A 25,060-nucleotide genomic window follows, 5' to 3' on the forward strand; every position below is an offset into this window, starting at 1 on the left:
ATAGCGCTAATAACAAGGAACATAACATCGATAAGGTCGTGTTTTTGGTTGATGTCCGAGCGAGTATCTTCTACAACAGATAAGTGTTCAATAAGGTTCAAAATGACTGTGCTGCTGAGGGTTTGGCACAATTAGATCATATTTGTTAACAAAGTGCGATCCCGCCCTGGGTTAAAAAATCCCTCGCGGTCGCATTGAATGAATAGAGATATTTGCCACCACACTTGTGAGAGATCTCTTACAAAGGATGTAAGCCTTTTACTTTTTATCGACAAGAGAAAAGAGAAGGGAAATACATAAGCGCATGTATTTATTGAATTAATAAATTAATCCATTAAAACTACAGAAAAAAAAACCTTGTTAGCCAATTGCTGTCCATCCGCAAAAATTCAATACTGTCTTCGTCAACAGGATGTTGGCGGGAACAGGAACAAAGCCTAACGGATTGGGTATCTTCAGGATGAAGATTTGATGACTTAGGACGAGTTATCAGCAAGGAAGTGACACTCTGGGATAGAGTTACGCCCGTCAGGATGACAGGCCAGGAAGGACACCGCTAGGAAGGCGATGGACAAAGGATTAGGTTAAAGGATTTAACCAATATCATGGATAGATGCAGGGAGCACTATCAGTAGCTGGATTGCTGCGAAAGAGAATAGACCCCGCTTGGGAAACCAGGCGGGGTTTTATTTTATAAGCCCGCCAATAAAATCTCATTTATTAATAACAACCGCCATTTATGCGACACAGATCTCAAGATAGATGGCTGGATGTCTAAATTTCCCTCAATCTAAACCCTAGACATTAAACAAAGTTTTTGATTTCAGCTCTTGACACTTCGATACAGCAAGGGCGTAATAGCGATAGATTTTTTTTGTCTTGACGATGACTTTTTTTCGTTTTCATCAAGTAATAAAAAAAACTAAGGTGCGCACCTCTAAACGATGTGGTGTTCTACCACACTCCTGAATCGTATTAGCGGCGGGTTAACCTATTTATTAGGCTCATGTCACATCATTTAAACCTGTTCGCTTTATCCTACAATTATTTATAACTGGTACTGACTTACTAAGGAAATGCCATGCGTATTGCTATTCTTTCTCGTAATGAGAATCTGTATTCCACCATGCGCCTCAAACAGGCTGGTGAAGCACGTGGACATGTGGTCGATGTAATCGACACATTGCACTGCTATATGGATATTACGAGTAACAACCCTAAGATCCGCTATAAGGGTGAAGAGTTGCCAGAGTATGATGCCATTATTCCTCGTATCGGTGCGTCCGTGACGTTTTACGGCACGGCGGTCGTACGTCAGTTTGAAATGATGGGCACCTTCTGTATTAATGAATCGGTCGCCATCAGTCGCTCTCGTGACAAACTGCGCTCTTTGCAGCTGCTCTCTCGCAAAGGTATTGGCTTACCGCGTACTGGTTTTGCACACCACCCAGACAATATCCAAGACGTGATCCGCAATGTGGGCGGCGCACCTTTGGTGATTAAGTTACTGGAAGGCACGCAAGGCATTGGCGTAGTATTGGCTGAGACCAATAAAGCGGCAGAAAGTGTCATTGAAGCCTTCATGGGTTTAAAAGCTAACATTATGGTACAAGAGTTCATTGAAGAAGCCAAAGGTGCAGACATTCGCTGTTTTGTTGTGGGCAACAAAGTGATTGCCGCGATGAAACGTCAAGCGAAAGAAGGCGAGTTCCGTTCTAACTTACACCGTGGTGGCAGCGCGCAATTGATTCGTTTAAGCAAAGAAGAGCGCGCAACCGCCATTAATGCGGCGAAAGTGATGGGGCTAAACTTGTGTGGTGTTGATATTCTTCAATCTAAAAATGGCCCTGTGGTTATGGAAGTCAACTCTTCTCCTGGCTTAGAAGGCATTGAACAAGCGACGAAAAAAGACATCGCTGGAATGATTTACGAATTTATCGAGAAGAACGCCAAACCAAATTCAAACCGTACCAAAGGTAGAGGTTAATGACGCGGTGGAAGCCAGACTTCCACTATTCTTAAAATTGCGAAGCACGCTTGGATAATGACTATGACTCAGAAACTGATCATCGGAAATACTGAAGCTGTCTGCTTACCAGAGTTAGGGATTACTCACCTAGAGACACGTATTGACACTGGCGCGCAGACTTCTTCTCTGCACGTGGATAACTTGATCTGTATAAAGAAGAACGGCAAACAGTACGTTGAGTTCGATCTTCACCCAGATGTTTACAATCTAGCAAAAACAGTACGCTGTATCGCTAGATTGAAAGGCAATAGAAAGGTCAAATCATCAAACGGCACGTATGAACATCGCTGTGTGATCACAACGACTCTTCGTCTCGCTGATCAAGAGTGGCCAATTGACATTACCTTGAGTAATCGCCAAGACATGACTTACATGATGCTGTTGGGCCGCCAAGGCATGGCTGATCGCGTATTGGTTGACCCAAGCCAGTCACACATTTTGGCCAACTAACGAGATTTGTTATCTCATTCCACGGAGAGCTTCGGCTCTCCGTTTTTATTAGCTCTTTTTCCAAAGGGAACGCCACAAACCACGTAGCTTGATTTTTGTCACTCGCCAGTGAGTCACAGGACGCTGAGGGGTGGTGTCTAAAATATGCTGGTACGCGGCAAGATCAAACTTACGCTCTCCGCCATGCGCCAACAGCAAGGTTGTCGGCTGCATGTGAAAAACTCGTTCTAATGAAGCGCGATATTTGTTGGGATGGAAAATGGGAAATGGCGCGATGAGTTTTCTTTTCACTTCAACCATCAAATCCGCCACATACAGAATCCCCTTTTCTGCATGATACACCGACAAATCTCGATCGGTATGACCGGGCGTTTCAAGCACAACCCACTCAGGAAACTCCGGAATGCATTCACCATCATTGAGCTTATAATCCGGATTTAACGCTCGTGAATACCATAGATTGCGCCACGGTTTTTTTAACCGATTTGCCATCCACGCTGCCAACAGCAAGTCAGTCAGATGCATCAACCAGCCATCAACACCATGATACCAATCGAGATCTCGATTTGCCGCCACGACTTGGCATCCCGTCAACTGACGTAATCGATGCGCACCACCAGCATGATCTGGATGCATGTGTGTCACCACAACCACTTTCAAATCACAAAAAGAGCGCCCTAAGTCCTGTTCAATGAAACGGCGCAGATAAGGAACATCCGCTCGACTTGCACCGTCAAGCAGCAGCAGTTTGTCCGCGTACTCCGCCAAGTACATGATTTGGATATAGCCGTTAATCGTATGTAATTGCACAAAATATCCTTTTTGTTGCATTCGCGCCTGTTTACAGCGCTGATAAGGCTCTTTCCTTAAGCTTCTGGTCTGACCAATAAGTTAGCAGCAAAACCGTGGCACGTCTGCACTGGTTCACAAACCCTGTGATATCAAACTTTAAGTAATCTACGCTTGACCTTACCCTAGGGTAAAGCTTTAGAGTGACGCTAAGTTTTTCATTAAAGGCACGACATGCGTTTCTCTTCTCTTCGCATATTCTGGATAACCTTTATCAGCATGTTCGCCATGCTGAGCTCAAGTTTTGCCTCCAGCGCGCCTTTAATGACTTTTCAAATGCTAAGCGCAGTGCAGTCTCCAAGCACAATGACATCCGGCTGCGATATGAGCGTGAAGATGGTCGATCCCCACGCGATGCACTCCGGAAGCCATCAATCGGCTAAGACGCCAACCAACCACTGCGCCACAGACGCCCCATCGATACACAGTTGCTGTACTGCTGCTTGTGTCAGTGTCTTTGCGTTTTTGCCTCAAACTGCGCACTCCTTACCTGTCTCTTACCACATGGCGCTGATCCCTCGTGAATCAACCGCTTGGTCTATTGAAAGACAGCAATCTCTCTATCGCCCCCCAATAGCGTAATCCGATCATCAATATGTCGTATCACAAGCTCTAACGAGCTGTGGTGTGTATTTTCACGTCGCTTTTTGACGTGCAGATTGGATTATAAAAATGAAACCAAGCTTATTGGCGCTGTGTATCAGCGTTTCCGCTCTGGCTGCAACTCCAGTGATGGCGCAGTCTTCAACTGCTACATCTGGTCAGTTGCTCTCACAGAGCGATCCTTTAACCCTGCTGATTGAACAGGCTCTGGCGAATGACGCCAGCCGCAAGCAGATTTTTGCCCAATCACAAGCCATGCGAGAAAGCGGCGTTGCAGCCTCTACCTTGATGGATCCCAAACTGAAAGTGGGCTTTGGTGGTTTACCTGTCGATAGCTTTAAGTTCGACGAAGACCCCATGACCAACATTTCTGTCGGCCTAATGCAGCAATTTGAACGTGGTTCTACTCTTGAGTTGCAAAGTAAAAAGGCATCACAACAAGCAGATGGCATGGCTTTGCAAGTGGCAGCGCGAGAGCGCGAAGTAGCTAATGGCATCACCCAACTCTGGCTGGAGCTCGGCTATCAACAGCAAGCAGAGCGCGTTCTGCTTGAAAATCAGCGCTTAATGCGTGAGCTAGAAAGTTTCATTAGCACCAACTATTCGATTGGTAAGAGTGAAGCCCAGGACCTGCTCAATGCACAGTTGCAAGTCAGCCAATTAGAAGAAAAGCTGCAAGCCAACCAGCAGATGCAACGCCGCATTCTGTCACAAATGTCTGAATGGCTCGGCAGCGAATGGCTGTATCAACAACGCGATCTCAAAGCGAGTAACCAACTCAATTGGGATACGTTAGAGCATTTATTGTCGGCGTCATCCACGACTCAGCACTTCGCCCTATTGGCCCAACATCCGATGGTGCAAATGGCCAATGCCAATATTGCGGTCAGCCAAACGCAAGTAGAGCTCGCCGAGCAATCTTATACCCCTCAATTTGGTGTCGAAGTGATGTATGCCTATCGCCAAGCCAACAATATGAAGGGGGAACCCGCCTCCGATCTGGTTAGCGCGTATCTCACGATGGATATCCCACTGTTTACCGGAAATCGTCAAGACCGAGCGCACGCTGCGGCCCAATATCAAGTGGGTGCGGCTCAATCGCAAAAAGATCTCCTCCTGGCACAGATGAACGCCAAAGTGAACGCGTTATTGGTGGATAGAAGCAATCTCGAACAGCGCCTTGAACGCTACCAAAATACCTTACTTGAACAAGCCAAAGCGCGCACCAAAGCCGTTGAGCGGGGCTACCAAAACAGCACTGCACAATTTAACGACGTGATCGCTGCTACCAGAGATGAATTGGCAGTGGAGTTGGAGTCGCAGCGCCTTCTCACCGACCTCAATCAAGTGAACAGTAATCTTGCGATGTTGCTTGGCGGCTTCACCTATGCCGTCACCCAACCCGAACTCGCTGATATTGACGTGAACCGTCGCTAATTTGCCAAGGAATTACAGAATGAAATCACTACAAATCGCAACGGTTGCCCTACTGATTGGCGGTGCACTCGGTTTTACGGCTAACCAATATTTCAATGGGCATGACATGAGTGCCATGGCTGCTACCGACAGCAAAGCAAGTAATGAGCCACTGTATTGGGTTGCGCCAATGGACCCAAATTACAAACGCGATAAACCCGGCAAGTCACCTATGGGTATGGATCTCATTCCCGTCTATGCCGACGATCTCGCTGGGGCAAACGACAAGCCCGGAACGGTGAAGATCGACCCTTCAGTTGAAAACAACCTAGGGGTAAAAACGGCCGCAGTCGAACTGGCCAAGCTATCACCACGCATCGAAACCGTAGGTTACATAGCGTTTGACGAAAGTCAGCTGTGGCAGACCAACGTGCGCGTGTCCGGTTGGGTGGAAAAACTGTATATCAACGCCGTGGGTGAGCAGGTGAAAAAGGGCGAGGTTCTCTTTACCCTCTACTCTCCTGAACTGGTCAAAGCGCAAGAAGAGCTGCTCAATGCCAAACGCACTGGCCGTGATGGGCTGGTTAAAGGCGCGACAGAGCGATTACTTTCTTTGGGCGTCGACCGCGAACAGATCAACCAAGTGATTCGTCGCGGTAAAGCATCACAAACCATCGAGATCAAAGCGCTCGCCAATGGTGTTATCGCCAGTCTCAACATTCGCGAGGGTGGCTATTTATCACCCGCCCAAGCGGTCATCAGTGCTGGCCCTCTCAATGAAGTGTGGGTAGATGCGGAAGTGTTCGAGCGACAAGCACACTGGTTAACTAATGGTAGCCAAGCGAGCATGACGTTGGATGCACTGCCCGGCAAAGCTTGGCAAGGTGAGGTCGACTACGTTTACCCAATTCTTGATCCGAAAACACGCACGTTACGCATGCGTCTTAAGTTTGCCAACCCAAATGGCGAACTCAAACCAAACATGTTCGCCAACATTACCTTGCAGCCCGTCAGCGACTCCGAAGTGCTCACCGTACCAAAATCTTCGGTGATCCGCTCAGGTGGTATGACGCGTGTGGTTTTGGCGGAAGGTGAAGGTAAATACCGCTCAGCACGCATCGAAACCGGCCGAGAAGCCGATGACAAAGTGGAAGTGCTCCAAGGCTTAAACCAGGGGGATCGCATTGTCACCTCTGCGCACTTTATGCTTGATTCGGAATCGAGCCAAAGCGCTGATCTCTCTCGTATTAATGGTGTTGAGGCGCCAGCAGAAACCGCGTGGGCCAAAGGTGAAATCACCGATCTTATGGCCGATCACGGCATGTTAACCATTAACCACCAGCCTGTACCAGAGTGGAACTGGCCCGGCATGACGATGAATTTCAACGCCGCGCAAGGGGTCGATTTAACGGGCCTTGCCAAAGGAGAAGCCATCGAATTCGAAATGCAAAAAACCGACGACGGCCAATACCAAATCGTCGCTATCAAGGCAGACAACAGCGTCATTGCGTCTGAAGTTTGGCTCAGTGGGGATATCTCCATGTTGATGGCGGATTTTGGCATGGTCACGCTGAGTCACCTTCCCGTTACAGAGTGGAACTGGCAAGCAGGCGAAATCAACTTCTCAGTGAGTGATGAAATCAACTTGTCGGGGTTTGAGGAGGGGCAAAAAGTGCGCTTTCTAGTCGCCAAAGAAGGCTCTGACTACCAGTTGAAACAACTTGAAGTGATGGGAGGTCAATAATGATAGCAGCGATCATTCGTTGGTCTCTCAACAACCGTTTTCTGGTGTTGATAGCCACGCTATTTCTTACCCTCGGCGGGCTGTACAGCGTTAAAAACACGCCCGTCGATGCGCTTCCCGATCTCTCTGATGTGCAGGTGATCATCAAAACCAGTTACCCAGGTCAAGCGCCGCAGGTCGTGGAAGATCAAGTTACCTACCCACTCACCACCGCCATGTTAGCGGTGCCGGGTGCCGAAACAGTGCGCGGTTACTCGTTTTTTGGTGATTCCTACGTCTACATCATCTTCAACGATAAAACCGACATGTATTGGGCTCGCTCTCGCGTTTTGGAGTATTTAAGCCAAGTGGCGCCAAAATTGCCACCCAATGCCAAGCCGACACTCGGCCCCGATGCGACGGGTGTGGGCTGGATCTACAGCTACGTGCTGCAAGACAAAACAGGTAAGCATGATTTAGCTCAACTACGAAGCCTACAAGACTGGTTCCTAAAGTATGAGCTGCAAACCGTCGAAGGGGTGTCGGAAGTCGCCACCGTTGGGGGCATGGTCAAACAATACCAAGTGCAGATCGATCCTGCGAAATTGCGTGCTTACAACTTAACGTTGCAGCAAATCAACATGGCGATTCAAAACGGCAACCAAGAAACGGGCGCCTCAGTGATTGAGGTGGCAGAAGCCGAGCACATGGTGCGCACCACGGGCTATCTCAGCAGCGTTGAGGATATTCAGTCCCTACCGCTTAAAGTGACCGATAAAGGCACACCACTGCTCCTCGGCGACATTGCCGATATCAATATTGGCCCACAAATGCGCCGCGGCATCTCTGAATTTAATGGTGAAGGGGAAGCCGTGGGTGGCGTGATCGTGATGCGTTTTGGTGAGAACGCCAGCCAAGTGATCGACAACGTCAAAGCCAAGCTGGCAGACTTGCAACGCAGCCTACCAGAAGGCGTGGAAATCGTGTCGACTTATGACCGTTCAACGCTGATCAATGCGGCGGTTGAGAATCTTTGGAAAAAACTCGCCGAAGAGTTCATTGTGGTGGCAGTGGTCTGTGCGCTGTTCTTGTTCCACATTCGTTCATCCTTGGTCATCGCACTGAGCCTCCCTGTCGGTATTCTCTCCGCCTTTATTGTCATGCACTGGCAAGGAATTAACGCCAACATCATGTCTCTCGGTGGCATCGCTATTGCGATTGGGGCCATGGTGGATGGGGCGATCGTAATGATCGAAAACGTCCACAAGCACATTGAACGCACACCGCTTACGGATAAAAACCGCTGGCAAGTGATTGGTAAAGCGGCCGAAGAAGTCGGCGCACCGCTGTTCTTCTCACTGCTTATCATTACGTTAAGCTTTGTTCCCGTGTTCGCACTGGAAGGCCAAGAAGGCAAGATGTTCTCGCCACTTGCCTTCACCAAAACCTACGCAATGGCGGCGGCAGCGGGTCTAGCGATTACACTTGTACCCGTGCTCATGGGGTACTTTATTCGTGGTAACGTACTGCCTGAACACAAAAACCCAGTCAACAAAGGATTGGTTTCGCTCTATCGCCCACTGCTGAGCTTAAGTCTTAAGTACCCAAAATCGATGATCGTGCTGGCGTTGGGACTTATGGCCTCGGCTTACTATCCAACCAGTCAATTGGGCAGTGAATTTATCCCGCCATTGGATGAAGGCGACTTGATGTACATGCCAACCACTTATCCGGGCATTTCCATCGGTAAAGCGCGTGAGCTCTTGCAACAAACCAACAAGCTGATCAAAACCGTACCGGAAGTGGAAACGGTATGGGGCAAAATTGGCCGTGCCGATACCGCAACCGATCCCGCGCCACTGACGATGATCGAGACGGTTATCCAGCTCAAACCGCGCGACCAATGGCGTGAAGGCGTAACAACAGAATCACTTCGCAAGGAGTTTGATAACCTTGTTCAGTTCCCGGGCTTAACCAACGCATGGGTAATGCCCATCAAAACCCGTATCGACATGCTTGCCACAGGCATCAAAACACCGATCGGCATTAAGATCGCCGGTCCTGATTTGAAAGTGATCGAGCAGATCGGCTCACAACTCGAACCGATCCTCAAAGGCGTGCAAGGCACCGCCTCTGTTTACGCAGAACGTGTTGCGGGTGGACGTTATGTCACCATCGACATCAAACGTAAAGCAGCAGCACGTTACGGTTTGAGCATTAAAGATGTCCAACAAGTGATTTCTACCGCGGTTGGCGGCATGAACGTGGGAGAAACCATTGAGGGTCTGGAACGTTACCCCATCAATGTGCGTTATCCGCAAGACTACCGTGACTCCGTAGTCAAACTGCAAAACCTACCACTGGTAACGCCCAACGGAGCACGCATTGCACTCGCCGATGTGGCAGACATTCGCTATGAAGATGGCCCACCGATGATCAAAACCGAAAACGCGCGTCCAAACGGCTGGGTGTTTGTCGATATTGATGGTCGCGATTTGGGTTCTTACGTACAAGAAGCGCAAAGCGTGGTGGCAGAGCAGCTTGAACTTCCCGCAGGCTATTCACTCGCTTGGTCTGGTCAGTATGAATATATGGAACGCGCCAAAGAGCGACTCAGTGTCGTGGTGCCAATTACGCTGGCCATCATCATGCTGCTGTTGTACTTCAGCTTCCGTCGCGTTGGCGAAGTACTGATCATCATGGCGACGCTCCCTCTGGCGATGGTGGGCGGACTGTGGCTGATGCATTACCTCGGTTACAACTTCTCCATTGCGGTGGGGGTCGGCTTTATCGCACTGGCCGGAGTAGCGGTGGAAATCGGCGTCATCATGCTCGTCTACCTAAACCAAGCGTGGCATTACAAAAAGCTTCACGCTGAAGAAAACAAACTGTCGCTCGTTGCACAAGATCTCACCGACGCGATCCGCGAAGGCGCTGGCTTACGTGTGCGCCCAGTCATGATGACAGTGCTAACGGTGATCATTGGCCTTATCCCAATCATGTACGGTGAAGGCACGGGCTCTGAAGTGATGCAGCGCATCGCGGCCCCAATGATTGGTGGCATGGCTTCCGCTCTCCTACTGACACTGTTGGTTCTTCCTGCCATATTCAAGTTATGGAAAAGCAAAGAACTGACCAAAACCGAATAAAAAATCAGGGGCAGTACTGGCTGCCCCCTTAACAAAACAATCAACAACAGAAAACAAAAGAACACGACTTAAAAAGGAAACCACCATGAACAAGATGACAAAAACACTGATTGCAGCCGCACTGACTTTCTCTGCCACCGCGGTATTGGCCAATACCATGGATCACTCCAAGATGGACCATTCTAAGATGGATCATGGAAAAGTGGACCACAGCAAAATGGATCACGGCAACATGAAAGAAGGCAGCATGAAAATGGATCACTCATCGATGATGGGTATGGAAGGCATGTCTGACGTTGGCATGCCAGCAAAAGGGGCGAAGCCTGATAAAGTGGTGCACGTGATGTTGAGTGATGACATGAAAATCACCTTCAAAAAAGAAGTGACGATTGAGCCAAACGACGTGGTGCAGTTCGTTGTGATGAACACAGGCAAAATTGACCATGAGTTTTCAATTGGCTCCGCGGCAGAGCAGCTAAAACACCGTGAAATGATGAAACAAATGGGTAGCCATGCACATGACAGCGGCAGTACTGTGACGGTTCAACCAGGCAAAGCCAAACAGCTGTTGTGGCACTTCCATGGCGATAACAAAGTCGAGTTTGCCTGTAACATCCCTGGTCACGCCGAAGCGGGTATGGTGAAAAGCATCGAGTTATAAGCGCATCGTTTTACTTTTAACCAATCGAGCGGTGGGCCTCCTACCTAAAGCGAAAAATCTGCCGCTCGTTTTGCTCTGAACAACACATTTGTTGACATAGAGATTACAAATATCCGTCTTGAGACACTACTATTGGCATGAACCCAATTCTAAGTGTTTAGATCATGACCTTGATGCTGACTTACCGTTGGTTAACCCTCATAATGTATGGCTTATGGACTGTGCCCGCACTGGCCAATGTTGATCTATCTGAGACTCAGCGATGGTCAATTTTTTATCGCGCGGCGCTTGAGCAGCAAAGCTCGCCACTGGTGACTAGCCAAACCCTCAATCAATACCCATTTCCGCTGCTCAGCAGCCACAGTCAATATCCTGATTTTACTCAATATACTTGGCAAGACATCGCGGATTTAGCCACCATGGCCAAGCAGTGCCAACCGCGAAACTCCTCTTCGCTGTATTTGGCGAAGGCTGTCGAATTTGAGTTGGCGTTATGTCGCCAAACGCCGCTCGGCGCAGAGTGGTTTCAACGTGTTGCGTGGCAACATCCGGCGGGAGGCAGCTACGCAGATCGCTATATTGAACACTTACCGGATTCAGAACAGGCAAGCTTTGCTTCGACGCATCCAACACGTTTTACTTTGGCGAGCCGCTATCATCCGCTGCATGCCTTGTGGCAACGACCGGGCGGTGCAGGGGTGGATGCACTGCTCAATGGTTTTCGTCTCTATCTTGCGCCAAATGATGAGCTGTGGCTAAGCAGTGAAGCGGGCTGGCATGTGCTTTCGAGCGTGCAGTGGCACGCACTCACCGCACCATTACCATTCACGCTGGAGCCTTATCAAGCACAAAAGCGTTGTGATGAGCGTTACAGCAACCTCTGCTTTAATCAGCGCGTTAGCAATCATGCGCTGCTGTATAGCGGTTTGGTTATCGGCGTGTTGCTTGCATTTGGCGCGGCGCTTCGTTCACTTTGGCTGCGCTATCAAGAAGGGCGCGAGCGGCGCTTTATTTTGCAACTGCTGACTCACGAACTGCGCACGCCCATCACCAGTTTAGGGTTGACCGTCGAATCACTACGCAACCAATTTGATCAATTATCCCCTCAGGCGCACGAGAGCTTATGGCGATTAATGGCCGACCATCAACGGCTGACGCAGTTGAGCGAGACAAGTCGCCACTACTTGAGCCCAAGCCACGACAGCATGGCGCGCCATCCAGCGCAGTTGAGTGACTTCATCGAGCATTGTATCGAGGGCTTTGAGGTTGAGCTTCATCTCAAACACGACTCAATACTGGCACTACCTTATTACTGGCTTGGGCTGTGCGTCACCAACTTACTCAGCAATGCCAAGCAGCATGGCGTGCCGCCCATTCGCCTGACGGTGAGTGTGGTTGCACAAACACTGCGCATTGAAGTGGAAGATTGCGGTGAATTTCCCTCTTTCTACCAACGTCTGTGCAAACGACTTTCGAGGCATCAAGACACTCACTCTCGCCCAAACACAGATAACATGGGCGTTGGCTTACAGTTGGTGCGAAAACTCATCACCCAAATGGGCGGCAAACTGGTTATCCGTCGTCATCCAACCCGTTGTATTTTGGAGCTGCCGCTATGAAGCGTATTTTGCTGATTGAAGATGACACCTTACTCGGCCAAGGTCTGCGCGATTATCTGCATGACCATGGTTATGCATGCGAATGGATAACGCAGAGCCAACAGGTCGAAAAGCACTGGTTCAGTACCGATCTGGTGATTTTGGATCGGCAATTGCACGATGGTGACAGCCTGAAACATCTGCCGCACTGGTTGATGCTCAAAGCCCTGCCGGTGATCGTACTGACCGCCAAAATTGAAGTGGAACAACGGATTGAAGGGCTCAAAGCTGGCGCGAAAGATTATGTGCTCAAGCCCTTTTCCCACCAAGAGTTGCTGGCACGCATCGAAGCGCAACTGCGCCCGCTCGGCAGTAGCGTACTCAGCTACGCGGATATTGTGGTCGATGTGGCTAATCGATCTGTGCTGCATAACCAAACGCCGGTTGAGCTCAAACCGAAAGAGTTTCAACTGCTGTTGATGCTATTGCAAAATCCGGGGCGCGTTTATCACCGTGATGAACTGCTCAATCTTATTTGGGGTTATCAATCATTCCCGACCACGCGCACCGTGGATAACCACATTTTGCATTTGCGACAAAAACTGCCGCAACTGGATATCGAGACACTGCGCGGCGTCGGTTATCGCCTCAAAGGAGCCGCCGTATGATCTGCGCCTCTTTTCGCAATCACATTGTGCGACTTGGTATGCTCAGCGCGTTAGTAAGCGGCGCCGCGCTAGCGGAAACGCCGCCAAGCCCCACCCATCCTTGGTTTCGCACCACACCGCTGCAAAGCAGTTACCAGCTATTGGTTGATGGGCATCCCACGCAAGCGTGGCACGAGCTCATCCACACACTGTCTACCACGCCCGTAGCCGAGCCTTTTTGGCAACTAATTAAAGAGGCCATTCTCAGTCAAACCCAATGCGGACAAGCACTTCCAAGCACATCGCCTAACGATCTCGCGATTGCGGTGACGTTTATTCATAAGTTCAATCAGACCTTTCAAGGCTACCAAGTGAGGCTGAGCGCCGAAAACCTCACCCAGCCGCTGGCGGTGCGTCTGGCTTCTGCGCAAGGTGCAACCTTGTTAGCGGCAGAGCTTGCGCCGGCCGATTACGCCGAAGTGGAAAGTCGCGATCTGCTTTCGCCGTATGCCGCAGGTGTCTATTGGCTCACGCTGGGCGAGCAGCGCATGGCGCTGTTGATTTCGGCTCCTTCCAACACACCGTGGATTGAACAATCCAGCACGGCCGATCTCACTATCCGCTTCCCCGCCACGCCTTCGGGCTGCGCATCGTCACTAGCTCGTTGGCAATTTTTTGATCAAAACTTTACTCTGCTACACTCACAAACCGTCAACCGTGATCAGCCTCCTGCCCCACCCACCGCCCCTTCTCAAGCGCGCTGGCGTAGCCTCAGCGTTATCCAAAGTGAATACCAAGGCACCATTCGCGTGGAGCAAATGCAGCGCCTGACGATACCGATTGACTAAACCACCTTTCACTTTGTTCAGGCAAAGTGGGAAAGACATACTGGTGACAAAACTCATCGATAGACAAGGTTAAATATCTGGGTTACTCGATAGGAGACCGATATGAAATTGACCTTTTCCCCACTGGGGCTACTGCTGCTGGTGAGCGCGCAGAGCTTTGCGTTGACCTTAGAACAGGGCGATCAGCACTGGCAGATTGACCCCGACACACTGGCCATCAGCCTCAAGCAAGACTCGCAAACTTTCGCCATCAACCAAGGCAGCCTACAGATTGACGGGCAGACGCAACAGGCAACGCAAGTAACCCAAAGCGCCGAGCAAGCCTCATGGACACTCAAGCCAAGTGGCGTGCAAGTGTCTGCGCAGTTGCAACAAGGGTTGAACATCGATTTTCGCTGGCCAAGTGCTCGTGGGATTGAACGCCAAGCACCTCAAGCACTGCGCTGGTTTGATCTCAGTGAAGCATCGACCCAAACGCTGTTACTGCCGTTTGACGAAGGAATGCGAGTGCCGACCGATAACCCGACTTGGACACGCTATTTGATAGACAATCATTCGGGCGCCAATACCACGCAAGATCTCAAAATGCCGTTCTGGAGCGCGCAGCAGGGCGAACGCTTCATCAGCTATCAACTGCTCAACGCCACCAATAACCAGCTGCACTTTAGTGAGCAGCAAAATAAGTTGGACTTACAAGCGGAGCACTGGTTTACCCTGCTGAACCAAAGTGAGCCTTTTAGCGTGCGCATCACCGTGGGCGATGAGATGCTGGCCGGAGCCAAAGCGTATCGCGACTGGCGCGAAGCCGCGGGGCTGCGTGTTTCACTTGCGGAAAAACGCAAGGCAAATCCGCAGATCGAAAAAATGATTGGCGCAAGCCACGTCTATCTATTCGGGCGTGATTTAATCGCAGTGCAAGATGTGGTGGATTGGTGGGGACTGCGCGATTGGTTTTGGCGCTCTGAGTTTACCCCTTCACCAGAATTACAAAAGGAATTGGCGAGCCTAAAAAAAGGCCCAGACTGGCTTAATCAGTATCAGAAAAAATTACTGGTCGGAGAGATAAGCCAAGCCTTAAACCAAAAGCTCAACGCCGACCCATTGTCGATTCAAGCGCAGTACCAAGCCGCGCAGCAGCGCAAAGCGTGGCTGACTGAACACGCTGGCGCATACCTCAAACCAAGCGATCAATGGGGACAAGGGTTAGCGCAACCCATGATCAGCACCCTTCAGCAAGCAGGATTAAGCAAACTCTGGCTAGGTCTTGATAACTGGATGCCAGCCTTTTATCAGCCGCAAGTGGTCGATAGCGCCAAACAAGCCGGCTATTTGATTGGCGTGTATGACTCATACAACACCGCGATTGAAAAAGGCATCAACGACAGTTGGCTGACCGCGCAGCTGCCGGATCGCATGCGCGAAAACTGCGCGATTGAAAAAGCCGATGGCACGTTACAACTGGGCTTTCGCGGTAACGGCTTTTATCTCAATCCCGCCTGTGAACTCGGTTACGTTAAACAGCGCGTGCAAGATATTCTCCATTTCGGGCGCTTTAACAGCCTGTTTCTCGATGTGGATGGCACCGCCATGGCGCGGGAAGATTACCGCTCGCGCAGCAACGAAACCGCGATGCTAGCCGCCTTTAACACCCGAATGCAGGATATTGCAAACACGCCGACGCTGATTTTGGGATCGGAAGATGGCAATGCCCTGACCACTCAAGGGCTGGTGTTTGCTCATGGTATGGAAACGGTCGGCTTTGGCTGGACAGACAAAGCGATGAAGAGTGACAAACAGTCACCCTATTATTTGGGCAAGTGGTATCCCGATGAAAAGCCGGATTTTTTCTTTAAATCAGCGCAAGTTAAAGAGCCCTATCGCAGCTTACTGTTTGCCCCAGAGTACAAAGTGCCGCTCTATCAAGTGGTGTTTCATGATGAGCTGATCAGTAGCCACCACTGGCACAGCGATAGTTTAAAGTTTTCCAATGTCAAAGCCGTGCGTGATTTGCGTGCCATGCTGTTTAACACTCCGGCGATGGTGCATTTAAGCCGTGATGAAACGCGTAAAAACTCCGCGCGTATCGAGCAACTTAAGCACTATCAACAAGGGTTTTTGCCCTTGCATGAGCAGTTGTGGGATAAAGCCTTGATTGATTTTCGCTGGCTGGATAAGCAAGGCCAAGTGCAACAAACACGTTTTAGTGACGGGTCAATCTTGATCGCCAATTTCAGCACACAACCATTTAGGTTAACACACGGACACACCATAACGCCCCACACGCTACTAGCTACGTTGAGTAATGGAAAGAGCTTTAGTTGGCAACCTATGCGATGAATTCCTACATATTACAACACATGATTGCTTTACCTCATCCAAAGTGATCTCTTGGGTTGAGCAGTTTGCCAGACTAAGTGTCTGGCGATCTTGTTTATATTTTTCATTTATTTACCGACTAAATTAGGTAAGGCAACGAAAGATTTTATCTTAACTAACCCCTTTATTACTTTTATTTTGTCTAAGATCTCTCACTTTTATAATCACAATGATGACGGGGGAATTTTTTCATACATAATGACTATGAGTCTGAAATGGTTCATTTCAATTAGGTGAATATTATGACCACACACAACACTTCTAGTCTCTGGTTTACACTCGATTATAAAATCGCGTTCTTCTTTCCTGCTTAATTCCTACAATAAAATTAATTTTCAATACATTAGATATTACTTAATGCAATAAAACTCGCATACTAGTTTATTAGTACACTTTCTAGTCATTGAATTTTAATTTATCCACTTGTTCTTACCAGTTATTAGCCTGGCGCTTAATATGATATTTCGCGTTTATACACTGGTATTTTCAATCAATTTAAAACACTCGAGAATTAACAAACTATTCTTGAGGTAATAAGTATATTTAAAATTTCAGGAAACTATTATGGATAATTTTAAGCATCTTCCAGAACCCTTTCGTATTCGCGTTATTGAGCCAGTAAAACGCACCACTCGCGAGTATCGCGAAGAAGCAATTTTAAAAGCGGGCATGAACCCTTTCCTACTGGATAGTGAAGATGTCTTTATCGACTTGCTGACCGACAGTGGCACAGGGGCCATCACTCAAGATATGCAAGCGGCGATGTTCCGTGGTGATGAAGCGTACAGTGGCAGCCGCAGTTATCATGCATTGGCCAACGCCGTAAAAGACATTTTTGGTTACGAATTCACCATTCCGACACACCAAGGCCGTGGTGCAGAGCAGATCTACATTCCTGTGTTGATCAAAAAACGTGAAATCGAAAAGGGATTGGATCGCTCTAAGATGGTCGCCTTGTCAAACTACTTCTTCGATACCACCCAAGGTCACACGCAAATTAACTGCTGTGTGGCGAAAAACGTCTACACCGAGGAAGCCTTTGATACTGGCGTGAAAGCCGACTTTAAAGGCAATTTTGATTTAGAAAAGCTGGAAGAGGCGATTCTCGAAGCGGGCCCAGCCAATGTGCCATACATCGTCAGCACCATTACCTGTAACTCTGCTGGCGGCCAACCGGTGTCACTTGCCAACTTAAAAGCGGTGTACGAAATTGCTAAACGTTACGATATCCCAGTGATCATGGACTCTGCCCGTTTTGCCGAAAACGCCTATTTCATTCAGCAACGCGAAAAGGATTATCAAAACTGGAGCATCGAGGAAATCACCCGCGAAAGCTACAAATACGCTGATGGTTTGGCCATGTCAGCGAAGAAAGACGCCATGGTACAAATGGGCGGTCTGCTTTGCTTCAAAGATGAAAGCTTCCTTGATGTTTATACTGAATGCCGCACCTTGTGTGTGGTTCAAGAAGGCTTCCCCACTTATGGTGGCTTAGAAGGCGGTGCGATGGAGCGCTTAGCGGTGGGTCTATACGATGGTATGCGCCAAGACTGGCTAGCCTACCGAATTAACCAGGTGGAATATTTGGTCAATGGCCTCGAAAGCATTGGTGTGGTTTGCCAGCAAGCTGGTGGGCACGCGGCCTTTGTTGATGCGGGTAAACTGCTTCCTCATATTCCTGCCGATCAGTTCCCTGCCCATGCTTTAGCGTGCGAGCTTTATAAAGTCGCTGGTATCCGCGCGGTCGAAATCGGCTCGCTGCTACTCGGGCGCGATCCCGCGACAGGCAAGCAGCACCCGTGTCCTGCAGAGTTACTGCGCTTAACCATTCCACGCGCCACGTATACTCAAACGCACATGGATTTCATCATCGAAGCATTTGGTAAAGTCAAAGCGAATGCGGCAAACGTCAAAGGACTCGAGTTCACCTATGAGCCGCAGGTCCTTCGTCACTTTACCGCGCGACTGAAAGAAATCGACGCATAACACTCGCCAAAACGCAGCCCTACCGTGGCTGCGTTTTTTTGGCCAAAAAAAGATAACGATAAATTAAACAATAACGTGAAACTCAAGGATTATTATCATGTCAAAGCAACCCTCGTTAATTGGGGGAGCGTGCATTATTGCCAGCGTCTGTGTCGGCGCTGGAATGCTCGGCCTCCCCAGTGCAGGGGCTGGCGCGTGGACGCTCTGGTCTCTATTGGCTCTCACTCTTACCATGGTCGTCATGACGCTATCTGGTTGGCTACTGCTCGAAGCGTTTAAACACTACGAACTGCGGGTCTCCTTCAATACTGTCACCAAAGATATGCTCGGCAGCAAAGTAAACTGGTTCAACAATTTGATGGTTTACTTTGTGGGTGGCATTTTGCTGTACGCTTACATCACTTCTTCTGGTCTTATCTTGCAAGATGTTCTGCAAATAGACAGTAAAGTGGCCTCTATCTTGTTCGTTGCGGTATTTTCGGCCTTTGTTTGGCATTCAACACGCGCGGTTGACCGTATCTCGGTCATTCTCATTGTCTTTATGGTTCTCAGTTTTATCTTTGGCGTTTCTGGGTTAGCGATCAACGTCAAAACCTCCGTTTTATTCGATACCATCAATGAGAATGCCGATTACGCTCCCTACGCCATGGCGATGCTTCCCGTTGCTCTAACCTCTTTTGGTTATCACCATTCCGTCTCTTCTATGCGCTCTTATTACGGCGAAGAACGAAAAGCCAAATACGCCATTCTTGGCGGAACGATTATTGCGCTTAGCCTCTATTTCTTATGGTTACTGAGCATCTTCGGCAACTTACCTCGCTCAGAGTTTGGCTCGGTGATCGAACAAGGTGGCAATGTCGATGTGTTGCTCAAAGCGCTGGGTTCGGTGATTGAATCAGAGAAGGTCTCGCAAGCGATCAACGCATTCTCGATGGCGGCGATTCTCTCCTCTTTCATTGGCGTTGGATTAGGGGTGTTTGATTTCTTGGCTGATCTGTTTAAGTTTGGCAACTGCAAACGTGGCAGAAGCAAAACTTGGCTGGTGACGTTTCTTCCACCGTTGATCTTGTCGCTACTGTTCCCGTTTGGCTTCATTATTGCCATTGGTTATGCTGGCGCGGCGGCCACCGTCTGGGCTTGTATTATCCCAGTACTGCTCGCCTACAAATCTCGTTCGATGGAGAATGGCTATCAAGGCTTTGTGGTACCAGGAGGCATGTCAGTCCTCGTTCTGGTACTGGGTTTTGGTGTGTTAACCGCCATCTTCCATATGCTGGCCACATTTACGGGGTAAAGATAACGCCAGCCACCTCAGGTGGCTGGCTTTTTGTTACAAATGCCAACTCCGCGTAATTTGCGCCTCAGCGACAAAATGATCGTCGTGACTCACCAAAATGAGTGCGCCTTGGTAGTGGGCCAGCGCGTGAGCCAATGCCTGTTTGGATTCCAAATCGAGATGATTGTCTGGTTCATCCAACAGTAGCAGAGACTGGTTGGGTACATGGCTTACCATCAACATCGCCAATTTCATTTTCTCACCGCCGCTTAGATGTGCCGCTTGCCGATCAACGCTATCTCGACGAAAACTGATCCCAGCAAGCAGCAGACGAGCCTCATTGCTGGTTATCCCTGAGCAAAAGTGGGTGAGATTTTCCAGCAAAGAGAGCTGAAGATTGATGATTTGGTAATGTTGGTCAAGATAAACCGCAGGCGCATAACGGCAAATCTCACCACTGTATTCCTCGTGAAGACCTGTCAGCGCTTTCAGTAGCCGACTTTTCCCCACGCCATTGGCACCAAACAAACGGCAGCGCTCTCCTTGTTTGAGCTGAAACGAGAGAGGTGTGTGCGTGAGCCCTTGCGTTCGATAATCCGTCACATTCAGTAACGTCCTCTTTTTGTGCTCATGCGTTTCAGACAAGTACAACTTTGGCTCTTCTTCTAGCACCAACTTCTGCTTTAAATTGTGTTGCAGATGCTGATTTCGCTTAAGTTGATTTTGCACCTTGATATTGGCACTCGCACGGCGATTTTCAGCGCTGTTTTTCATGCCGTCTGTCAATATTTTGGGTTGGCTACCAGACGCACGCTTTTTCTTACCTTGGCTTTCTCGCTTCTGCGCTTTCTCTTTGCTCTTTTGTATCTCGCGTTGTATCGCTTTTTGTTCACGTTGAAGGTGATTGAGCTTGCGAGTCACCGCCTCTTGTTGCGCCTGCCATTGCTGCTGATATTGTGCATAGTGACCATCAAACCAGTGCAACCCTTCTGACGTCAAACGCACTACTCGATCAACCGCCATCAACAAAGCGCGGTCATGGCTCACCAACAAGATTGGCCGCGACTCGTGCCTAATTTGCTCAATCAACCATTGTTTACCAATGTGGTCGAGATGGTTGCTCGGCTCATCGAGGATCAACACCTCATTGTCCCCCAAAAACAAGCGCTTTAAAGTAAGCATCGCAAGCTGTCCACCGCTAAGTTGCTGGCAACTGGCATCAAGTGGTTGCGTGATCCTGAGTTCATCAAGCAAAGCTTGCGTGGTGTGCTCAATCTGCCAATCTTCTTCCAGCTGTTCAAAATGACGTGGATCCACACTGCCCTTTTCTATTTGCTTGAGGGCATTCAGTTTTTTGCTGATACCAAGGTATTGTGCAATAGAGCCTTGTGGCTTTTGATCGGATGCTTGTTGCGAGTAGTAGCCAATTCGTCCATGAGCAACCACGTGCCCTGACGTGGGCGCTCTTTGCCCCACCAGCAATTGCAGCAGAACAGACTTACCCACACCATTTCGGCCCACCAATGCCGTTCGTCCCTCGGCAAGTTGAAAATCAAGATGGTGAAATAACCATTCACCGCTGTTTAATTGATAGCTCAGTTGCTGAGCGTGAATAACGGGCATAGAGACCCCCTTACGATTCAAAGAAAGGTAAGAAGTCAGTAAGCATAATTACGAATGTCCTCTCGTGTTATGCCTCAAAGGCACCTACACGAAAATCGAAGCATAGGAAAACAAGATGTACAACAGAAACGCAATAACGCCGACTAACTCCAAGAGCCGAATGAATAAAGATCATCGGAATATAGGGAAGTTAGATGTTCATTTAGGCGTTATCTCCGCAAGAAAGGATGGCGAGAGGTTAACAATTGAACAAACGAGATGTCAAGTGCAACTCATGAATCAACACACAACAAAAAACTAAATAATGAAGCTCTAAATCAATGAATAAAAACAAAATAATCAATAAGAATATCTTTGTGACAATTGATAAGTATTTGATAAATCATAAATGCAGCAAATGAGTATTGTGGTATTTTCGCCTGTCTCTATGCACATAAAATATACCTATTATTTCAATCGCATAGTTATTAAAAATACGTTAAATATCAATAAGGAAATTTGTGTGAAAAAGTTGGCATTATCTAAAGTTTTTCTGTTGGGCTTATTGGCCTCTTCGTATGCAAGTGCGAATGTATTGACAGGAGTAGTCGGCATTGGATATGGCTTTGGAGGCGATAAACTGGGTGAAGGCGTTTTCGTCAATGGCGATAGCGATGATATAAAAGCGAACGAAGGTATCTCTATTTTTGGCGGGGCGGATTTAGCGCTTCCACAAGATTTCTTGTTGCGTGGCACCCTAGGTTACAAATTTGACACCATTGATGCGTCAAACGGTGATATCTCATTCAGCCGAGTTCCTGTTGAGTTCACAGTTTTCAAGAGCTTAAGCAACCACAAATTGGGCGCCGGGTTTACCTATCACACCGCGGTTAGCTATGAGTGTAATGTAAGCGGGATCTGCAGCGGCGAAGTAGAATTCGATGATGCAGCCGGCTTGGTGGTGCAATATGAATACGCGTTTGCGCCTGGGGCTCTTGGCCAAATCGCGGTTGGTGCAAAATACACCAATATCGAGTATGAAGTTTCCTCAACAGGTGAGACTTTTGATGGCAGTGGCTTCGATATTCACCTTACCGTTTTATTCTAAAACCCATCTAAATCTACACCAATAAATCGGTGTTAATCTGTATCATTTAGGGAAGAGATGCTCTCTTCCCTCGTTTCCTAGACGTTTCGTTATTTATCTCAATGGAAACGATGCGTGGTTTCTTCAATATCAGCATCGTTTAAATCAACAAACGCAGCCATTTCAAGCTGCGTTTTCTCTTGTTAGCGCATCACAAACCACTCTTCGTGGAAGCGCTGATGGATATCGACCCGATAGGGTTTTAGCGCTTGCTTTAAGGCATGCGAGAACGCCACAGGCCCGCAGAAGTAAAACTCATAGTCGCGCAGGTCACCGCATTGCTTAGCAATGTCTTCCGCAGTCAATAATGGGTCCACGCTCGCATCGATAATGGTCAGTGAAGCGTGAGCGGTGTGCGCTTTACGCTTAAGTTCTTCACACATCTGCGGATCCACTTTCTGGCAACAGAAGAAAAGATGCACGCGCCGGGAATATTCTATTGCCGCTAAGGCGTCTAAACCAGCCATAAACGGGGCAATCCCAACGCCACCACCAATCCAGATCTGCGCTTTATTTGCCGAGAAATCAAACTGACCGTAAGGCCCTTCGATTTCAAGCCGCTCACCAACCCGGATTCGATCGCGTAAACCGGTGGTAAAATCGCCCAGTTCTTTAATAAGAAAACGCAGTTGATTGCCTTGCGCCGCACTGGCAATGGTAAAGGGATGAGGCTCTTCACCAGCAAAACGTAGATAAACAAACTGACCCGCTTTGTGTCCTTTCCATCGGTTTTCAACCGCGACAATCAGATCCAACGTTTGGCTATTCGGGCAATAATGGATTCGAGTCACTTGGGCTGCATAGCGTACTTTCTTGCCTATCAGTCCAAATAAACTGTAGATCGCAGCCAAGCTTCCCACGCTTAAAAACAATAACGTGACCCAATAAATAGGCGTGCCCAGATAGGCTTTTTTCAGCAAAATAAAAGCATGCGCGGCAATGAATAGGTAAGCGACTGGCATCAATTGATGACTCAAGCGGAAGGATTTGTACTTCACGGCCGACCATAACGACACCACGACTAACGCAATCAGCAGATAAAATCCCCACTCCCCCATCGCCATAGCGACAGGTTTCGCTTGTTTTAACCACACGCCCCATTCAGAAAGCTGGCCATGTGGGCCACTGCCATCGAAGCGAACCGGTTTTTCCAGCAATTCGAGAGAGATTAACCATTTAGGTAAATGGTAGGTAAACCAATGAAACACACCGAGCGATAAACCCGCAATACCCAGCCATTTGTGGATCCGATACCCTTTGTCGATTCCCTGAGTCCAACGCTCAATGGTGGGAAGGCGCAACGCAAGCACCATAGCGGCAGAGAACATCATAAGTGCCAAGATGCCGGAGTATTGAACGAAGGCTGAGCGCCATTGAAACACATTTTGTGAAGAGAAAAGCGAAGGTTCGGCTTGCAACCACAAAAGCGTCACGATGACGACGGCTATCCCTATCGATTGTTTTACTCTGTCCATAACCAAATCCACTTAAATTATAAGGTTATTTTAGAGTAACAATCCTAACGTAAATCAACGTCGCCAGCATGTAAATTTGGGTAAAGGGTAAGTGCTAGAGTTCATCTGGCTGATGAGGGGGGTGAGAACAAGGCGGATAGTGCTCAATAATAAAGGAGCGCATTGCGCTCCTTAGTAAATAATGGCTTATTGTGCTCTTAAACGCTGCCAGTATTTCTCGTAAATGGCCAACGCTTCTGGGCCTACGTCGTTAATGAACTCACCCTTCTTCACATCCTCATCTGCTGGGAAAATCGTTGGGTTGTTTCTCAGTTCATCCGGTAATAGTGCACGTCCAGCTTTCGTTGCAGAGGCATATCCCAAGCTATTTACGATCTCTGCTTGATGCTCTGGCTGGTACATAAAGTTGATAAACTTATGCGCGATCTCTTTATGTTTGCTACCTGATGGAATGGTAAAGTTATCCATCCACATCACCGCGCCTTCTTCCGGCATCACAAACTTCAGCTCTGGCATCTCAACCTGTCCTTGGTAAGCGTTACCATTCCACTGCATACCAACTGAAGCTTCACCTGAAACGTACGGTACTTGCGGAGCATCTGAGTTATACAACAACACGTTGCCTTTTAACGCCACCAAAGAGTCGTATGCTTTTTTGATCTCTTCTTCATTCTTCGTGTTGATGCTGTAACCATTCAGTTTTAGCGCCATGCCAAACACATCACGAATATCGTCAATCAACATTACTTGCTGTGCGTATTTCTTGTCCCACAAATCTGCCCAACGGGTGACAGGTGCGTCAACCATGCTTTCGTTGTAGCTGATTCCGGTAATCCCCCAGATGTAAGGAAGAGAGTAGTCATTCTTAGGATCGTGAGCTTGACCGAGCAGACCGTCCATTGTGTCTTGCATGTTAGGAATTTTGCTGTGATCCAATTTTGCAAGTAAGCCTTCACGCCCCATTTTTTCAATAAAATAGGCGGAAGCAAAAACGACGTCGTAACCCGAGCCTTTCAATAGTTTGAGTTTGGTATACATCGATTCATTATTTTCAAATGTTGAATAATTAATCGTGACACCTTCTTGCTTTTCGAATGCTTTTAAAGAGGCTTCTGGTAAGTAACTTCCCCAAGCATAAACGTTAATTACCTCATTATCAGCTTGAGAAGCTGAGGTAAAAGCGAGCGCGCTCAGAACCAATCCTTTGACTAATAACTTCATAGTT

At 48.4% G+C, this 25,060-nt stretch carries 19 protein-coding genes; 15 read left to right on the forward strand and 4 right to left on the reverse strand.

The genetic code is table 11. The features are described from left to right. Positions 1-1,081 precede the first annotated feature (1,081 nt). The gene (gene rimK, locus FC652_RS18360; protein ID WP_176299702.1) at positions 1,082-1,987 is read left to right on the forward strand and encodes a 30S ribosomal protein S6--L-glutamate ligase; all 906 of its coding nucleotides are present in this window, start codon (positions 1,082-1,084) and stop codon (positions 1,985-1,987) included. 63 nt (positions 1,988-2,050) lie between these two features. After that, positions 2,051-2,479, forward strand: a complete 429-nt coding sequence (locus FC652_RS18365) for a RimK/LysX family protein (RefSeq protein WP_176299703.1) — start codon at positions 2,051-2,053, stop codon at positions 2,477-2,479. Positions 2,480-2,527: 48 nt separating this feature from the next. On the opposite strand, the gene FC652_RS18370 is transcribed toward FC652_RS18365, so the two are convergent. After that, positions 2,528-3,289, reverse strand: coding sequence for an MBL fold metallo-hydrolase (locus FC652_RS18370; protein ID WP_176299704.1), 762 nt, complete (start codon positions 3,287-3,289; stop codon positions 2,528-2,530). A 258-nt stretch (positions 3,290-3,547) separates the two neighbouring features. Here FC652_RS18370 and FC652_RS18375 point away from each other — a divergent pair, with 258 nt between their 5' ends. From FC652_RS18375 to FC652_RS18430, 12 genes are all read left to right on the forward strand, one after another. Next, positions 3,548-3,910 (forward strand): hypothetical protein, encoded by a 363-nt coding sequence (locus FC652_RS18375; protein WP_369597887.1) that lies wholly within the window; start codon positions 3,548-3,550, stop codon positions 3,908-3,910. Positions 3,911-4,000: 90 nt separating this feature from the next. After that, complete coding sequence (locus FC652_RS18380) at positions 4,001-5,368, forward strand: TolC family protein (RefSeq protein WP_176299706.1); 1,368 nt, start codon at positions 4,001-4,003, stop codon at positions 5,366-5,368. 19 nt (positions 5,369-5,387) lie between these two features. Then, entirely contained in the window at positions 5,388-7,091 is a 1,704-nt protein-coding gene (locus tag FC652_RS18385) for an efflux RND transporter periplasmic adaptor subunit (RefSeq protein ID WP_176299707.1), read from the forward strand. After that, positions 7,091-10,219, forward strand: a complete 3,129-nt coding sequence (locus tag FC652_RS18390) for an efflux RND transporter permease subunit (RefSeq protein ID WP_130250325.1) — start codon at positions 7,091-7,093, stop codon at positions 10,217-10,219. Before FC652_RS18385 ends, FC652_RS18390 begins: the two co-directional genes overlap by 1 nt. 94 nt (positions 10,220-10,313) lie before the next feature. Further along, on the forward strand, positions 10,314-10,880 hold the full coding sequence (locus FC652_RS18395) for a cupredoxin family protein (protein ID WP_175546449.1): 567 nt from the start codon (positions 10,314-10,316) through the stop codon (positions 10,878-10,880). A 164-nt stretch (positions 10,881-11,044) separates the two neighbouring features. Next, a complete protein-coding gene (locus FC652_RS18400; protein WP_176299708.1) occupies positions 11,045-12,499 on the forward strand; it encodes a DUF3404 domain-containing protein in 1,455 nt (484 codons plus the stop codon). Continuing rightward, positions 12,496-13,146, forward strand: coding sequence for a response regulator transcription factor (locus FC652_RS18405; RefSeq protein ID WP_011152559.1), 651 nt, complete (start codon positions 12,496-12,498; stop codon positions 13,144-13,146). Before FC652_RS18400 ends, FC652_RS18405 begins: the two co-directional genes overlap by 4 nt. Next, positions 13,143-13,973: a DUF2861 family protein gene (locus tag FC652_RS18410; protein WP_176299709.1), complete on the forward strand. Its 831-nt coding sequence runs from the start codon at positions 13,143-13,145 to the stop codon at positions 13,971-13,973. The genes FC652_RS18405 and FC652_RS18410 overlap by 4 nt, the downstream gene beginning before the upstream one ends. A gap of 102 nt (positions 13,974-14,075) precedes the next feature. After that, a complete protein-coding gene (locus FC652_RS18415) occupies positions 14,076-16,310 on the forward strand; it encodes a glycoside hydrolase (RefSeq protein ID WP_176299710.1) in 2,235 nt (744 codons plus the stop codon). Positions 16,311-16,591: 281 nt separating this feature from the next. After that, a complete protein-coding gene (tnaC, locus tag FC652_RS20850) occupies positions 16,592-16,663 on the forward strand; it encodes a tryptophanase leader peptide (protein WP_123776204.1) in 72 nt (23 codons plus the stop codon). Between the two features lie 250 nt (positions 16,664-16,913). Then, the gene (gene tnaA / locus FC652_RS18425; protein ID WP_011081771.1) at positions 16,914-18,335 is read left to right on the forward strand and encodes a tryptophanase; all 1,422 of its coding nucleotides are present in this window, start codon (positions 16,914-16,916) and stop codon (positions 18,333-18,335) included. A gap of 97 nt (positions 18,336-18,432) precedes the next feature. Beyond that, positions 18,433-19,629, forward strand: coding sequence for an aromatic amino acid transporter (locus FC652_RS18430; RefSeq protein ID WP_176299711.1), 1,197 nt, complete (start codon positions 18,433-18,435; stop codon positions 19,627-19,629). 36 nt (positions 19,630-19,665) lie between these two features. On the opposite strand, the gene FC652_RS18435 is transcribed toward FC652_RS18430, so the two are convergent. After that, positions 19,666-21,234, reverse strand: a complete 1,569-nt coding sequence (locus FC652_RS18435; RefSeq protein ID WP_176299712.1) for an ATP-binding cassette domain-containing protein — start codon at positions 21,232-21,234, stop codon at positions 19,666-19,668. Positions 21,235-21,631: 397 nt separating this feature from the next. Between FC652_RS18435 and FC652_RS18440 the strand changes: the two genes are divergently transcribed. Continuing rightward, positions 21,632-22,321: a hypothetical protein gene (locus FC652_RS18440; protein WP_225470382.1), complete on the forward strand. Its 690-nt coding sequence runs from the start codon at positions 21,632-21,634 to the stop codon at positions 22,319-22,321. Positions 22,322-22,503: 182 nt separating this feature from the next. Here FC652_RS18440 and FC652_RS18445 read toward each other — a convergent pair whose 3' ends face one another. Beyond that, a complete protein-coding gene (locus FC652_RS18445) occupies positions 22,504-23,835 on the reverse strand; it encodes a ferric reductase-like transmembrane domain-containing protein (RefSeq protein ID WP_176299713.1) in 1,332 nt (443 codons plus the stop codon). Between the two features lie 186 nt (positions 23,836-24,021). Next, the gene (locus FC652_RS18450) at positions 24,022-25,056 is read right to left on the reverse strand and encodes a PotD/PotF family extracellular solute-binding protein (RefSeq protein WP_176299714.1); all 1,035 of its coding nucleotides are present in this window, start codon (positions 25,054-25,056) and stop codon (positions 24,022-24,024) included. Between the last annotated feature and the right edge of the window lie 4 nt (positions 25,057-25,060).

The organism is Vibrio sp. 05-20-BW147 (genome assembly GCF_013369385.1).
Taxonomy (GTDB): domain Bacteria; phylum Pseudomonadota; class Gammaproteobacteria; order Enterobacterales; family Vibrionaceae; genus Vibrio; species Vibrio floridensis.

Excerpts from the sequence above, each read along its gene's own strand:
- FC652_RS18405 (WP_011152559.1), top strand. The coding sequence starts at position 12,496 with ATGAAGCGTATTTTGCTGATTGAAGATGACACCTTACTCGGCCAAGGT.
- FC652_RS18395 (WP_175546449.1), top strand. The coding sequence starts at position 10,314 with ATGACAAAAACACTGATTGCAGCCGCACTGACTTTCTCTGCCACCGCG.
- FC652_RS18400 (WP_176299708.1), top strand. The coding sequence starts at position 11,045 with ATGACCTTGATGCTGACTTACCGTTGGTTAACCCTCATAATGTATGGC.
- FC652_RS18430 (WP_176299711.1), top strand. The coding sequence starts at position 18,433 with ATGTCAAAGCAACCCTCGTTAATTGGGGGAGCGTGCATTATTGCCAGC.
- tnaA (WP_011081771.1), top strand. The coding sequence starts at position 16,914 with ATGGATAATTTTAAGCATCTTCCAGAACCCTTTCGTATTCGCGTTATT.
- FC652_RS18380 (WP_176299706.1), top strand. The coding sequence starts at position 4,001 with ATGAAACCAAGCTTATTGGCGCTGTGTATCAGCGTTTCCGCTCTGGCT.
- FC652_RS18440 (WP_225470382.1), top strand. The coding sequence starts at position 21,632 with ATGAGTATTGTGGTATTTTCGCCTGTCTCTATGCACATAAAATATACC.
- FC652_RS18365 (WP_176299703.1), top strand. The coding sequence starts at position 2,051 with ATGACTCAGAAACTGATCATCGGAAATACTGAAGCTGTCTGCTTACCA.
- FC652_RS18390 (WP_130250325.1), top strand. The coding sequence starts at position 7,091 with ATGATAGCAGCGATCATTCGTTGGTCTCTCAACAACCGTTTTCTGGTG.
- FC652_RS18450 (WP_176299714.1), bottom strand. The coding sequence starts at position 25,056 with ATGAAGTTATTAGTCAAAGGATTGGTTCTGAGCGCGCTCGCTTTTACC.
- FC652_RS18385 (WP_176299707.1), top strand. The coding sequence starts at position 5,388 with ATGAAATCACTACAAATCGCAACGGTTGCCCTACTGATTGGCGGTGCA.
- FC652_RS18445 (WP_176299713.1), bottom strand. The coding sequence starts at position 23,835 with ATGGACAGAGTAAAACAATCGATAGGGATAGCCGTCGTCATCGTGACG.
- FC652_RS18415 (WP_176299710.1), top strand. The coding sequence starts at position 14,076 with ATGAAATTGACCTTTTCCCCACTGGGGCTACTGCTGCTGGTGAGCGCG.
- rimK (WP_176299702.1), top strand. The coding sequence starts at position 1,082 with ATGCGTATTGCTATTCTTTCTCGTAATGAGAATCTGTATTCCACCATG.
- FC652_RS18435 (WP_176299712.1), bottom strand. The coding sequence starts at position 21,234 with ATGCCCGTTATTCACGCTCAGCAACTGAGCTATCAATTAAACAGCGGT.
- FC652_RS18410 (WP_176299709.1), top strand. The coding sequence starts at position 13,143 with ATGATCTGCGCCTCTTTTCGCAATCACATTGTGCGACTTGGTATGCTC.
- FC652_RS18375 (WP_369597887.1), top strand. The coding sequence starts at position 3,548 with ATGTTCGCCATGCTGAGCTCAAGTTTTGCCTCCAGCGCGCCTTTAATG.